The organism is Glycomyces paridis (genome assembly GCF_004912155.1).
Lineage (GTDB): Bacteria > Actinomycetota > Actinomycetes > Mycobacteriales > Micromonosporaceae > Glycomyces > Glycomyces paridis.
Map to the genome: position 1 here is coordinate 24,282 of NZ_STGX01000024.1, position 14,192 is coordinate 38,473.

A 14,192-nucleotide genomic window follows, 5' to 3' on the forward strand; every position below is an offset into this window, starting at 1 on the left:
ACCGGTTGCGTCGGCGGCCCCGCGGGGTCTTGCCTAGGCGGAGCCGTTCGGGGGGAGCAGCGCGGTCTGGATGAGCTGTTCGCCGTCCTTGCGGCGCACGAGGGTGCCGCGGCCCGGGGGCTGCGGGCTGGGCCGCAGTTTCCCGAAGATCGCGCCTTCCTCCTTGCGGCCACTCATGAGCAGGCCCGGGGATTCGAGCTGCTTGATCTGCCCCACGATCGGGTCCATCATCGCTCGGGACGCGCCGGAGGCGCGGCGGGCGATGATGACGTGGAAGCCGATGTCGCGGCCCTGCGGGATGAGCTCGGCGAGCGGCGACATCGGGTTGGCGCGCTGGGCGACCATCTCGTAGTCGTCGACGATGAGGTACAGGTCCGGGCCGGTCCACCAGGACCGGTCGCGCAGCTGCGCCGGGGAGACGTCGTCGCCGGGCAGGCGCCGTTCGATCGGGCCCCGGAGGTTCTTCACCGAGTTCTCGAACTGCTTGCCCGACATGGCGTAGTCCAGCAGGGTCGGCTTGGCGATCTCCTCCAGCATCCCGCGCCGGTAGTCGGCCATGATGACCTTGGCCTCCTGCGGCGTGTAGTTCGCCTGGATCTCGCGGGCGATGTGCCGCAGCAGGTTGGTCTTGCCCGATTCGGAGTCGCCGAAGACGAGCAGGTGCGGCTCGGTCTGGAAGTCGAGGTACACCGGCTTGAGCCCGGCCTCGTTGAGGCCGATCGGGATGCCCGGCTTGGAGCGGTCGACCGCCTGGAGGAAGTCGGACGCCTTGAGCTGGCGCGGCAGCAGCCGCACCTCGGGGCACGGCGCGAAGCGCCAGGCCTGCTTGACCTTCTTGACGAAGTCCTCGACGCCCGGCAGGAGGTTGTCGCCGTCGCGGACGCCGTCGATGCGCGGCACGCCCGCCAGGAAGTGGAGCTTCTGGAGCGACAGGCCCCGGCCGGGGCGGTTCTTCGGCACGTTCGCCGCCGCCTTGCGGTCGATCTCGGACTCCATGTTGTCCGAGAGCTTCAGCTCCAGCTTCAGGCCGAACATGTCGCGCATGTTCATGCGGATGTCGCCCCAGCGGGTGCAGGTGACCATGACGTGCACGCCGTAGGCGAGGCCGCGGTTGCCGATGGCGCGGACCTGGTCGACGAACGGCTCGAAGTCCTCGCGCAGCGTCATCCAGTTGTCGATGACGAGGAAGACGTCGCCGTACGGGTCCTCCTGGAAGCGGCCCTCGGCCTTCATGCGCCGGTAGGAGCCCATGCCGTCGATCTTGTTGGCGGTGAAGAAGGCCTCCCGGTCGTCCAGGATGCTCGTGACCTCCTGGATCGTGCGGCGCACGCCCTCCTCCTCCTGGCGGCCGAAGACGCCCGCGACGTGCGGGAGGTCCTCGATGCCGCGCAGGGTGCCACCGCCGAAGTCGAGGCAGTAGAACTGCACTTCGCGCGGCGTGTGCAGGAGCGCGAGCGAGCCGATCATGCCGCGGAGCATCGTCGACTTGCCCGACTGGGCGCCGCCGGCGATGGCCACGGTGCCCTGGGCGCCGGAGAGGTCGACCACGAACGGGCTGCGGCGCTGCTCGAAGGGGCGGTCCTCCTCGCCGAGAACGGCGTGGAGCTTCCCGTTGAGGGAGAAGCCCTTCGGGGTCAGGCCCCGCTGCGGGTCGGCCTCCAGCGGCGGGAGCAGCTGGTCGAGCGTCGGCGGTTCGGCCAGCGGCGGCAGCCACACCTCGTGGGCCGGGCGGCCCATGCCGATGCAGTTGTTCACCATGACCTCGAGGTCGGAGAGCTTCTCGTTCTCGTCCTCGGCCTCGGCCGGCACCTCCTCCTCGGGCTCCTCCTCCACCTCGGGTTCGGGCGGGAGCTCGACGAAGCCGGGCAGGAACCGCTGCACCTTGTGCTGCACGGCCGCGATGCGCTCGGCGCGCGAGGCGACCCGCTTCGGCGGCTTGTAGGTCCCGCCGACGTAGGCGGCGCGGAAGCGCACCAGGTCCTCGGTGCCGACCTGGAGGTACCCGTGGCCGGGCGCCTGCGGCAGCTCGTAGGCCGCGCCGGAGCCGATGACGGTGCGCGACTCCTGCGCGGAGAACGTGCGCAGCGCGACCCGGTAGGACAGGAACGTGTCCAGGCCCTTGAGCTTGCCCTCTTCGAGCCGCTGCGAGGCGAGCAGCATGTGCACGCCGATCGAGCGGCCGATGCGGCCGATCTGGAGGAACAGGTTGATGAACTCGGGCTTGGCGACGAGCATCTCGGAGAACTCGTCGGCGATGATGAGCAGCGTCGGCATCGGGTCGAGCGGCTGCCCGGCCTTGCGCGCCTTCTCGTACTCCCACCGGTTGGTGAAGTTGCCGTTGGCCCGCAGCACCTCCTGGCGCCGCACCAGCTCGCCTTCGAGCGCGTCGGCCATGCGGTCGACCAGCTCGATCTCGTCGGCGAGGTTGGTGATCACGGCGCTGACGTGCGGCAGGTCGTCGAGGGCCGCGAAGGTCGCGCCGCCCTTGAAGTCGACGAGGATGAAGTTGAGCTCCTCGGAGGAGTGCGTCGCGATGAGCGAGCCCACGATGGTGCGCAGCACCTCCGACTTGCCCGAACCGGTCGCGCCGATGAGCAGGCCGTGCGGGCCCATGCCGCCGACCGCGGACTCCTTGAAGTCGATGTCGACGATCGCCCCGTCCGGGCCGGGCCCGATCGGGACCTTCAGGTAGTCCTTGACGGGCTTCTCGCGCCAGTGGATCGCCGGGTCGAGCGCCGCCGAGTCGTTGAACCCGAGCATCTCGGGCAGGCTCGACGGGTTCGCCATCGGCGAGGCGTCCTCGTCGCCCGACTCGGTCGCGCCGCTCGCGTTCTTCAGCGACAGGCGCCACGGCGACAGCGACCGCGCCACGCCCTCGGCCTGGTTGTACGAGAGCCGGTCGGGCTTGCCGAGCACGCGGCGGCGCCCGGCCTGGTCGGTGTAGATCTCCTCTTCGGTGACGTCGTAGAGCTTGATCTGCGGACCGGGCTTGCGCGGCAGGTAGCCGGAGAAGTCGAAGACCGTGACCCCGGCCATGCCGTCGGCGGCGATGATGCCCGTCGGGTCGACCTCGCCGCCGTCGAGGATGACGACCAGCTGTGCCTGGCCCTCACCCGCGCCCGCGCCCGGCGACCAGGCGCCGCGGCTCGACAGCTGGTCGCGCAGCGAGGTCTCCAGCTGCGTGGTCGTGTTGTAGAACATCCGCACCGGGCCCGCGCCGTCCTCGGCGCTGGGGTGCTGGAGGTGCGGCAACCACTTCATCCAGTGCCACTCGGGCATCCGCTCGTTGTCCGCGACGACCGCGACGATCACGTCGTCGGGCGAGTGGAGCACCGCGAGCTGCGCCAGCTGGGCGCGCAGGTTGTCCAGGACCAGGGCCCGGTCGCCCCGCAGGACCAGCCGCCCGGCCTCGGTGTACTTCATCGACCGGGGGATGTCGATCACGTTCGAGTGGGCCGCCACGAAGCGCCTGAGCGCCATCGAGGTCATCGGCTCCAGGTCCTCGACCGGCTTCGTCTCGGGGGGCACCAGCTTCATCGTCATGCGCTGCTTGCCGATGCCCACGCGGATGTCCAGCGCGTCGTCGTCCTTGGGACGGCGCTCCCACATGCGCCTCGAGCCGACCAGCGACCACAGGGCCTTCGGGTCCGGGTGGCGCCACCGGGCCGCCCGCCACTGCCGCTCGGCGCCCTTGCGGGCGCGGCGCCGCACCTGGTTGAGGTAGCGCATGTAGTCGCGCCGGTCGGCGTTGAACTCGGCCTTCTTCTGGGCGCGGTTGCCGCCCATGCTGGTGGCCATCATGCCCACCATCGAGATGCCCATCATGGCGCCCATCGCGATGCGCATGGTGTTGTTGCCGCCCGAGCCGGAACCGCCCGTGGTCCGCATCATCATCATCATCGCCATCGCGGCGGCGCCCGCGAGCATCGGCAGGATCATCAGATACTGCGAGATGTTCTTGGGCTGCGGATCGGGCATGTCCGGCGGCGCCTCCAGGAGGATGTCGCCTCGCGGAGCCTGCGGCCCGCGTTTACGCGGAGGCCTGCGGAAGAGTTTGGTCGTCACAGAGGGTCCTTGTGGTCACCGGGGGATGCGTGCACCGCTCGCGTCCGATCGACGCCCCGCGGGAGCCGCGAGGCTGCCCGCGAGCCGTGCCTCGGCGTTCGCGGCGACGCTGGCGAGACGTGATCTGGTCTTGCCGTATAAAGGTTGTACGTGCGCTCAGTCGAGTATCGCACTAACAGGGTAGAACCGTATCGCCACACGGCCGGTACACCCGCCGTTGCACGAGGGAATTATCCTTGAACGGTCCCCCGATTACCGACCTGACCCGGAGGTTCACGCGGTGAGCACCAAGTCGGCCACTCTCTCAAGGGTGACGATCGTCAGTCCTCGCACCAGGATCGACCTCGCACTGCCCTCAGACGTCCCCCTTTCCGACCTGCTGCCGACGATCCTGCACCAGGCCGGCGAGTACTACATCGACGAGGCAGGCGACAACGGCGGCTGGATCCTCTCCCGCCTCGGCGAGGACGCCCTCGACACCGGTCACTCCTGCTCCCAGCTGGGGATCACCGACGGCGAGATGCTCTACCTCAACCCCGCCGACGCCGCCAAGCCCGAAGTCGTCTTCGACGACATCATCGACGCCGTCGCCACCGCCACCGAGCAGCGCGGCAACCGCTGGGACCACCTCGCGACCAAGCGCTTCAGCGTCGGCGTCGGCACCGCGGCGCTCGCCGTCGGCGCCGTCGCGATCCTCCTCACCGGGCACCTCGCGAGCGCGATCGTCGGACTCGGCATCGCCGCGGTCCTCGTCGGCGCCGCCGCCCTGCTCTCGCGCGCGGTCGGCGACTCGCGCGCCGCCACCTACTTCGGGGTCACCGCCGTCCTGTACGCGGGCGTCGGCGGCCTCCTCATCGCCGGGGGCGACACCGCCCTGTTCGACCTCGAGGGCCCCCACGTCCTCATCGCGGCCTCGGCGATCCTGCTGTTCAGCGTCCTGTCGATGGTCGCGGTCGGCGACATGGCCTCCGCGCCGGTCTTCATCGTGACGATCCTCGGCGCCGTGGTCCTGGGCATCGCGACCGCCCTGATGATGGTCATCCCCGACAGCTCGGCCGCGACCGCCGCCGGCATCGCCGCGCCCCTGGCGCTGGCGATCCTCCCGGCCGCCCCGCGCCTGTCGCTGTCGATGGCGATGGTCCCCACCCCGCAGCTCCCGGCGACCACCGAGGAGCTCAAGGAGGGCGACGCCGAGGCGATCGACGGCAAGCGGATCCTCAAGCTCTCCGAGCACGCCGGGAACTACCTGGAGGCCCTGTACTCGTTCGCCTCCGTGGTCGGCCTCATCTCGGCGATCGCGCTGGCGTTCTCGGGCCAGACCCCCGGGCTGATCCTCGCGGTCATCCTCGGCCTGGTGCTGCTGAGCCGCTCGCGGACGGTGGAGGACCGGCCCGGGCGCATCGTGATGCTCGCCGGCGGCATGGGCTCCCTCGCGGCCTCCCTCGCCGCGGTGTTCTTCGGCACCGACTCGATCCTGGTCCGGCTCACGGTGATCCTCGGCGCGCTGACGCTGCTGACGCTCATCGCGATGGTCTACGGCCTGGCCGTGGCAGGCAAGAAGATCGCCCCGACCTGGGGCCGCGCCCTCGACATCATCGAGGCCCTGCTCATCGTGTCGATCCTGCCGCTGGTCGGCTGGGTCTGCGACCTGTACTCGATCGCCCTGTCGCTGCGAGGCTGACCCCACTCCCTGACATCGACTCCCAGAGAGGCGAATACCGATGGCCCAGATGCGCTCCCGCCGCGAACAGGTGGAGGCCCACCGCTTCATCACCTCGCGCATGAACCAGGCGCTGGTGCTGGCCAACCCCGACTCGATCGAGCGGCCGCTGCGGCGCATCGGCGTCTCGATCTTCGCTTCGGTGATGGTGATGGTGGTGATCTTCGGCGGCTTCGCGGTCGCGACCCTGTTCGGGAAGGGCAACGACGCGCCCCTGTTCAACCACATCATCCAGGTCAAGGGCTCCAGCGCGATCTACGTGTACACGACCGCGGACGGCAAGGAGCCGAACGAGGACAACGAGGCGAAGCTGTGGCCGGTCACGAACTTCACCTCGGCGCTGCTGCTGCTCCAGCCGTATGACGGCGATCCGCCGGTCCAGTCGCTGAAGGCCACGTCGCTCAAGGACATCCCGCGCGGCTTCATGGTCGGGATCGACAACGTGCCCGCGCAGCCGCCGACGGCCGAGGAGCTGCTCCAGGACCAGGACTGGAACGCCTGCTCGATGCCGCGCGAGGACGGGAGCGTCCGGACCCACCAGCTCACGCAGCTCGTCATCACCGACATGGAGGAGCCGACCTTCTGGCTCGGCGACGACAAGTGGGTCCTCATCACTCCGGCCATCGACGTTCCCGAGGGTGAGCAGGAGATCTACTACCTGCTGTGGAACGACCGGAGCTACCTCATCGACGACCCCGAGGTGCTCAGCGCGCTGGGGCTGACCGAGGGGCAGGCGATCGCGGTGAACGAGAACGTCATCAACACGATCCTGCCGGGTTCGCCGCTCGAAGTCGATCTTCCCGAGTACTTCACCCAGAACTCCGCGCAGGGCGTGCAGGCCGAGGACGGCACGCCCGTCCCCTACGGCTGGCCGCTTGAGATCTCCGGGAGCTTCTACGTCCTCCTCCAGACCGAGGACGAGGGCGACGAGCTCTCCACGATCACCGAGACGCAGGAGGCCCTGCTGGAGGCCGAGTACGGCTCGCCGCTGACGGTCAGCCCGACCGCCCTGACCGAATTCGGGGCGCAGGCCAGCTACGGGCACCCGAACTTCCCCAAGGCGGTGCTGAGCGACACGGTGTGGGAGCCCGAGGGCGGCCGGCCGGCGCTGTGCACGGTCTACGACCCGGTCGACCCGCAGGACGGCGAGACCGAGATCAACGTGGCCCTGTACGACACGGCTCCCGATCTGCTGGTCGACGAGGCGCGCTCGGTGGAGTTCACGAAGGAGGGGGAGATCCACTCCAGCGTCGACGGGCTCACCGCCCAGACCGTGCTCCCGCCGGGCCGGGCCGTGCTCGCCGACTCGCGCACCAACTCGGGCGCGACGGTGCAGAGCAACACGTACCTGGTCGACAGCCTCGGCTTCCAGTTCGGCCTCGTGGACGAGGGCGAGACCGACGCGACGCAGAACCTGCTCGGGTACAAGGGCGTCGATTCGATCTCGGTGCCGGACACGATGATCCAGATGATCCCCAAGGGCGCGGACCTGAGTCCGTACGAGGCGCGCAAGCAGCTGGTGATGGACGACAGCAAGGTGCAGCGGTACGAGACGGAGGCCCCCGCCGAGGGCGAGGGCGGCTGACGGACGAAGAGGCCTGGTCCCGCGCGAGACCGGGCCTCCATTGCGGACGCGGGCGGTGCGGGGACCGGAAGGTTCCCGCACCGCCCCTGCCGTTCCCGTTCGGACGCCACTGGCGATGGCGTCCGCGTGTTAGCCTGGCGCGACACACTCCCGACCATTCGAGGAATCGTCATGGCCTACCCGCCCCAGCAGCCGGGATTCGACCCGAACCAGCAACCTCCGCAAGGTCAGCCCGGGTACGGGCAGCAGCCGGGCTACGGGCAGCAGCCGCAGCAGCCCGGGTACGGCCAGCAACCCGGGTACGGGCAGCAACCCCAGCAGCCCGGGTACGGCCAGCAGCCGGGCTACGGCCAGACGCCTCCTCCCGGGTACGGGCAGCAGCCCGGATACGGCCAGCAGCCGCCGCCTCCCCCCGGTTACGGCCAGCAGCCGGGCTACGGCGGGCTCCCGCCGGCCCCGAAGAAGAAGACCGGCCTCATCGTCGGCGCCGCTATCGGCGCCGTGGTCCTCATCGCCGCGGTGGTCCTCCTGGTCCTGAAGCCCTGGGGCGGCGGCGCGCCGTCGGCCTCCGACTCGCCGTCGGACGTCGCGGAGAAGTTCCTCTCCGAGGTCGGCGGCTTCATGGAGACCTCGTACTCCGGTGACGCCGACGCCTCGCAGGCCGCGGTCGACGAGCTGAAGGTGTACTTCTGCGCCGACACCCGCGAAAGCATGGAGGAGTTCGCCTCGGGCTTCGACATGAGCACGTTGGAGGAGGAGATGGGCACCGAGGTGCCGCCGGTCGACATCGACCCCGACTTCCAGTACGAGGTCAAGGGCGAGAACGTCGAGGGCGACGCCGCGACGGTGGACGTCCACATCTCGATGAACTTCCCGGTCCCCGAGTTCGACGACGAGTTCAACGTGACTTCGTGGACCGCCGAGCCGACCGAGTCCGACGACACGCTGGACTTCGTCAAGGAGGACGGCGTTTGGCTCATCTGCGACGACTCGTTCTTCAGCGGGGAGTGACCCCCGCCCGATGACGAAGGGCCCCACCGGAGTTCCGGTGGGGCCCTTGTCGACCGCCGCGTGAGGGGCGGCGGGCGGGTGCCTCAGACGAGGGCGGACAGGAGCGGGTAGTAGCCGCTGGACTGACCGGTCTGGTTGGGGTGGAAGGACTCCGAGATGGGCCAGGAGAGGCCGTTGAGCCATTCGGCGTCGTCGCAGACGGTGTGGCCGTCGAAGGCGTCGCGGACGTCGACGTAGTCGAAGCCGCGGCTGCCGGCGGCGGCGCCGATGGTCTGGGCGAGGAGGTCGGCCGCGTCGTTGAGGTCGGCCTGCTCGGCGGGGCTGATGCGGGTGATGACGTTGCACTGCTCGCCGTTGAAGAGCCGCGGGTAGCCAAGGACGATGACGCGGGCGTTCGGCGCGGCGTCCTCGACGGCGTCGTAGACGGCGTGGAGCTTGGCGGGCAGCTGGTTGCGGATGAAGGTCTCGGCCGCGGCGATCTGGCTGTCGCAGGTCCACGGGTAGGGGTAGGCGCACTGCTGGACGATGCCGGACCATCCGGTGTCGTTGCCGCCGATGGTGATGGTGACGAGGTCGGTGCTCGCGGAGAGCCCGCCGAGCTGCTCGGTGAGCACGTCCCCGGTCTTCGCGCCCGAGCAGGCCGCGAAGTCGAGGTCGGCGCCGAGCTCGTCGGCGAGCAGGGAGGGGTAGGCCAGGGCCGAGCGGCTGCAGTCGGTCCCGTCGTCGATGTAGGAGCGGGTGCCGACGCCGGAGGCGTAGGAGTCGCCGAGGGCGACGTACTCGATCGTCTGGGCCTGGGCGGTGCCGCCCGTGAACGCCAGCGCTGACACGACGGCGGCGACCAGTGCGGCCGCCAATGTGGAGATTCGCCTGGGGTGGGACATTTTGGGCTCCGTCTCGAATTTTGTCCGGGTGTCGGAGCCCTCTTTATATCGGTCGCATAACGGTCGGTCCAGCAGTGGAATGCGGTGTGTCGGAAAGTTGACACGACTCGTTCCGGTTGCGGGACAGGAGGTCCCGGGACCGGCGGTGGCTCAGAGGCCCTCGGGGAGGTCGAGGCGGTCGAGCGGCTGCGGCTCGTCCGGAGTCTCGGCCAGCAGCCGCTCGTCGTCCTCGTCCGCGGCCACGGCGGGCTCGTCGAGCAGGCGCCGCACCTCCGCTTCCAGGTGCGCCTCGACCAGCGCCGCGAAACGGGCCGCGTCCTCGGCGGCCAGCGCCTCCACGAAGGCGACGTGCTCGGGGACGAGGTCGCGGTGGACCTCGAAGTGCTCGTACATCGAGAAGGCGCACAGGCGCGTCTCGATGAGGAGCGTGCCCATCATGCGCGCCAGGCGCAGCGACCCGCCCCAGGCGGCGAGGGCGCGGTGGAAGTCGAGGTAGGCGTCGCCGAGGGCGCGGGCGTCGTCCCTCCTGAGGGCGCGCTGCATCCGCTTGACCTCGGCGCCGAGCTCGGCCAGGACGGTCTTGCGCTCGGCGGCGGGGCGCGCGAGGATGCGGCGGCCGAGCTCGGGTTCGATGCGGGCGCGCAGCCAGTGGACGTCGCGCACGTCCTCGGCGGTCATGGTGCGCACCGCCAGGCCGCGCCGGCGCGGGATGACCAGGAGCCCTTCGGCGGTGAGTCGCTGCATGGCTTCGCGGAGGGGGCCGCGGCTGACGCCGAGCTGGAAGGCGAGTTCGGCCTCGCCGAGCGCGGCGCCGGGCGGGAGCGAGCCCTCGACGACCGCTTCGCGCAGGCGCTCGGCGATGAGGTCCACGGTGGAGGTGCGGCGCACGGGGGCGAGGCGGCCCACCTGGCGCGCGCCCGAGAGCGCGTGCGTCCCACTGCTGCGATCGGTCACTGCCGGCCTGTCCTCCCGTGTCGCTTCTGGGCAGCATTTTAGCGCCACTGGGAATCCACGCTCGGCGCAAAGGCCGGGTTGCGCCCGGTCGGCGAGGTGCGGCCCACGGGCGGGCGGGCCGCGTGGTTTGGGCGGGCGTGATGGTGGAACGCATTCTTTGCGCCGGTCTGCCATAGTGAGGTTATGAGCAGCCGTACCGACTCCGGTTCATCGTCCCTACGACACGGGGTGGAGCTGACCGCCTACCTCGTCAACGAGTCCCGCGCCCGCATGCCCGACCTCGCCGGGGACGAGACCGCCCGCGCGTGGATACCCGAGACGGACCGGCCGGCGGTGCGCGACCTGTGGGACGAGTACGCCGACACCGTCTACCCGCACGACGACCTGGTGGTGTCGCTGCGGCGCCGGCGGGTGTTCGAGGCGCTTGCGGCGGCGCTGCGCGAGGACCCGGACACGGTGCTGGTCGAGTGCGGGGCGGGCTTCTCGTCCTACCCGTGGCAGCTGCCGTTCACGACGGCGCTCGGGATCGACCTGCCGCGGATCGCGGAGGCGAAGGGGCGCCGGATCGCGGAGCTGGTGGAGGCGGGGGTCCTGCCGGAGCGGGACGTGCGCCTGCTGACGGCGGACCTGAGCAGCACGGCGGCGATCGACGCGCTGGCGGACACGGTGCGGGAGGTGGCCGCGGGGCGGCCGGTCGCGTTCCTGGTCGAGGGGATGCTCTACTACCTGCCGCCGGTGGCGGCGCGGGCGCTCGCGGGGCTGGGCAGCCGCTTCGGCACCAAGACGGTGACGATCATCACGTACTGGCCTGATTTCGCGGAGAGCAACCGGGTCCTCGCGAAGCAGCGGGACTGGTTCCGCGACCGGTCGATCCCCGAGGACGCGACGTACTTCGCGCGGGGCGAGCTGCCCTCGCTCCTGGGCGAGGCCGTGGACGACCAGGGCCCCGACGACCTCCAGCAGCGGTACATGGGCGCCGTGTCGGTGCCCGAGGACGACCTCATCCCCGAGTACGTGGCCGTCACCCCCTTCAAGGCGGCGCCGTGACCGGAGTCCTGCACGTCCAGACGCGGTCCTACCCGCTGCACTACACCGCGCCCCAGGACACGCCCGACGCCGTGGACGTCCCCGGCCACGGCCGGGTCCGGGCCGTGCCCGGCACGCTCGGGTCGCTCGCGTACAACCCCGAGGCCCTGACCGAGCTCGACCTCACCGGCGTGATCACCGCGAAGGTGAACCTCCCCGGCGTCGAGATCGTCGGCTGCCGCGCCCGCGTCCTGGACGCCGGCTCGGTCCTGGTCAGCTACGCGCTGCGCCACGACGCGGACCTGCGGGCGATGCCGGTGCACGAGCTCGACGCCCTCGACGCGCGCGTCAACAACACGCTGCGCGACGCGGACACGCCGATCCTCGCGGCCGTCCTGGCCGCGGCCGTCGAGAGCGGCCTCATCAGCGACCTGGTGCTTCGCCCCGACCGGGTCCTGGGCGGCGCCGAGTCCCCCATGGACCGCCGCTCGGTGCGCTACAACTGCCACTTCGTGACCGAGGACCCGCCGTGGGCCTGCGACCCGCGTTTCGCCGAGCTGGTCACGGGCCCCAAGTGCCGCATCCTGCTGTCCTACACGTACGCGTGGGACGCCGACCCGGACCTGCCGCTCGCGGAGGTGCTCACGATGATGGAGCCCACCGACATCGCCACCGCGCAGCAGTCGCTGCTCATCGGGGCGGTGCTCGGCGGGCGCCGCATCCTCGTCGACCTCGCGCGCGAGGACCCGAAGATGGCGGACGTGCACGCCTTCCGCAACTTCCTCGACCGGGTCTGGTCGGACTACCACTACCTCGACACCTACCGGATCGAGTCGGGCCAGCAGCACCGCGTCGCCTACATGGCCGCGCGACAGTGCATCGGTCTCGACGACACCGAGTCCCGGGCCGACAAACTCCTGGGCTACGTCGGCAACTCGCTCGTGGCGGCCTCCTCGCACCGCGCCGAGGCGCTCGACCAGCGGCTCAACCGGGTCGCCTCGGCACTCGCGGTGGTCGCCTCGGCCGCGTTCGTGCTCGACGCGACGGTGTTCCTGCTGTCGCAGCAGTCGCTCATCGCGCGCGTGACGGTCGTCCCCAGCCTGGTGGGGCTCATCGCGATCGGCCTGATCGCGCTGATCCTGCCGCGGTCGGCCCGGCGCACCGCGAAGCCGAAGGCGAAGGGCGCGCGGGCGCCGCGGCCCCGCGCGGTGGCCCGCCAGCGCCGCCGGTCGGCGACGCCCGCGGCCGTCCCGCCCGCGCACGCGAAGCTCCGCGAGCCCGAGGGCGCCGAAGCGGTGCGCGAGGAGAAGGTCTGAGCGGCAACCGGTCCGGCTTCGGGACTTCCTTGAGGACGGTCCACGGGAGTAGCATTGGAGTCTCCTCCATCCTTGGAGAGTGTTAGGGGTGTTCGAGGGGGGCGGTCATGAGGGGTTATCGACCGCCCCCCTCATTCGCGCCCGCGGCGGGTCGCGCCCGGGCCGCGCACCCCGCGCGGGTGCGGCGGGTGGCAGAATCAGACACCGTGCCAGCACCCGTTCCGAGGAACCCGTCGCCCGCGCCCGCCGACCCGCGCGGCGCGGACCGGACCCGCCGTCCATGAGCGCGAACATCAAGGCGTTCTTCCGTCACCCCGCACGGCTCATACCGCTGATCTTCTTCGCGGTCATCCTCGCGGGCACGCTCGTGCTCATGCTCCCGGCGGCGAGCACCGGCGCAGGGTACTCCTTCACCGACGCGTTCTTCACCTCGACCTCCGCGGTCTCGGTGACCGGCCTGGCAGTGCTCGACACCCCCGTGCACTTCAGCGGCTTCGGCGAGCTCGTGATCTGGCTGCTGTTCCAGGTCGGGGGCCTGGGCATCATGACCAGCGCGGTCCTCATCGGCCTGCTGGTCAGCAAGAAGCTCGGGCTGCGCACGAAGCTGATGACGCGCATGGAGATCAGCCCCGCGCTGGGCCTGGGCGACGTCAAGTCGGTGCTGCTGCACACCGGCGCGGTCTCGCTCGCGGTCCAGACGGTGACCGCGGTGATCCTGGCGGTCCGCTTCTCCACGTACGGGTTCGACGCCGGGACGGCGACCTGGTACGGGATCTTCCACGCGGGCAGCGCCTTCAACAGCGCCGGTCTCGCGCTGTTCTCGGATTCGATCATGGGCTACGCGACCGACCCGTGGATCTCGCTGCCGCTGTGCTTCGCGACGATCCTCGGGGGCCTGGGGATGCCGGTCATCTTCGAGATGACGCGGCGCCGCTGGGGCCGCAGGCAGTGGTCGGTCCACACCAAGCTCACCCTCACCGGCAGCGCGATCCTGCTGGTCGGCGGCTGGCTGGTGTTCCTGGCCTTCGAGTGGTCGAACCCGGCCACGTTCGGCCAGTGGCCCTGGTACGACCGGTTCCTGCCCGCGTTCTTCCAGACCTCGATGGTGCGCGCCGCGGGCCTCAACTCGATCGACGTCGGCGCCATGCACGACGACTCGCAGCTGGCCTCGATCATCCTCATGTTCATCGGCGGCGGCTCGGCCTCGACGGCGGGGGGCATCAAGGTGACCACGTTCTTCGTGCTGCTGCTGGTGATCTGGGCCGAGGTGCGCGGCGAGCCCGACGTCACGGCGTTCCGCCGCCGCATCAACCCGTCGGTCATCCGCGAGGCCCTCACGATCGCCCTGGTCTACATCGCCTGCAACGCGTTCGGGATCTTCCTCATGCAGCGGTTCGAACCGGAGCTGCCGCTCATGCCGATCATGTTCGAGGTGACGAGCGCCCTGGCGACGCTCGGGCAGTCCACCGGCGTGACGTACGAGCTGTCGGAGCCCTCGAAGTGGCTGCTGGCCATCGCGATGTACGCCGGGCGCGTCGGCCCGGTGCTGTTCGCGGCCTCGCTGGCGCTGCGCCCGCGCCACCGCATGTACCGCTACCCCGACGCCCGGCCGCTGGTCGGATGAGGCCGGC

Annotated in this window: 9 protein-coding genes; 6 read left to right on the top strand and 3 right to left on the bottom strand. The window is 70.6% G+C overall.

Features of this window, described 5'->3' with window-relative positions; all coding sequences use genetic code 11:
• Positions 1-33 precede the first annotated feature (33 nt).
• Complete coding sequence (gene eccCa / locus E9998_RS23795; RefSeq protein ID WP_136532241.1) at positions 34-4,065, bottom strand: type VII secretion protein EccCa; 4,032 nt, start codon at positions 4,063-4,065, stop codon at positions 34-36.
• A gap of 310 nt (positions 4,066-4,375) precedes the next feature.
• Between eccCa and eccD the strand changes: the two genes are divergently transcribed.
• The 3 genes from eccD to E9998_RS26000 all read left to right on the top strand — a co-directional run bounded on the left by eccD (position 4,376) and on the right by E9998_RS26000 (position 8,381).
• Complete coding sequence (eccD, locus tag E9998_RS23800) at positions 4,376-5,746, top strand: type VII secretion integral membrane protein EccD (RefSeq protein ID WP_158299973.1); 1,371 nt, start codon at positions 4,376-4,378, stop codon at positions 5,744-5,746.
• Positions 5,747-5,786: 40 nt separating this feature from the next.
• Complete coding sequence (eccB, locus tag E9998_RS23805; protein WP_136532243.1) at positions 5,787-7,370, top strand: type VII secretion protein EccB; 1,584 nt, start codon at positions 5,787-5,789, stop codon at positions 7,368-7,370.
• A 171-nt stretch (positions 7,371-7,541) separates the two neighbouring features.
• The gene (locus tag E9998_RS26000) at positions 7,542-8,381 is read left to right on the top strand and encodes a nuclear transport factor 2 family protein (protein ID WP_204745627.1); all 840 of its coding nucleotides are present in this window, start codon (positions 7,542-7,544) and stop codon (positions 8,379-8,381) included.
• An 83-nt stretch (positions 8,382-8,464) separates the two neighbouring features.
• On the opposite strand, the gene E9998_RS23815 is transcribed toward E9998_RS26000, so the two are convergent.
• Positions 8,465-9,265 (bottom strand): SGNH/GDSL hydrolase family protein, encoded by an 801-nt coding sequence (locus tag E9998_RS23815; RefSeq protein WP_136532244.1) that lies wholly within the window; start codon positions 9,263-9,265, stop codon positions 8,465-8,467.
• A gap of 150 nt (positions 9,266-9,415) precedes the next feature.
• Positions 9,416-10,219 (bottom strand): GntR family transcriptional regulator, encoded by an 804-nt coding sequence (locus tag E9998_RS23820; RefSeq protein WP_158299974.1) that lies wholly within the window; start codon positions 10,217-10,219, stop codon positions 9,416-9,418.
• 183 nt (positions 10,220-10,402) lie between these two features.
• Here E9998_RS23820 and E9998_RS23825 point away from each other — a divergent pair, with 183 nt between their 5' ends.
• The 3 genes from E9998_RS23825 to E9998_RS23835 all read left to right on the top strand — a co-directional run bounded on the left by E9998_RS23825 (position 10,403) and on the right by E9998_RS23835 (position 14,185).
• Entirely contained in the window at positions 10,403-11,266 is an 864-nt protein-coding gene (locus E9998_RS23825; RefSeq protein ID WP_136532246.1) for a class I SAM-dependent methyltransferase, read from the top strand.
• The gene (locus E9998_RS23830) at positions 11,263-12,561 is read left to right on the top strand and encodes a hypothetical protein (RefSeq protein WP_136532247.1); all 1,299 of its coding nucleotides are present in this window, start codon (positions 11,263-11,265) and stop codon (positions 12,559-12,561) included. Before E9998_RS23825 ends, E9998_RS23830 begins: the two co-directional genes overlap by 4 nt.
• A 280-nt stretch (positions 12,562-12,841) precedes the next feature.
• Positions 12,842-14,185: a TrkH family potassium uptake protein gene (locus tag E9998_RS23835; protein WP_136532248.1), complete on the top strand. Its 1,344-nt coding sequence runs from the start codon at positions 12,842-12,844 to the stop codon at positions 14,183-14,185.
• Positions 14,186-14,192 lie beyond the last annotated feature (7 nt).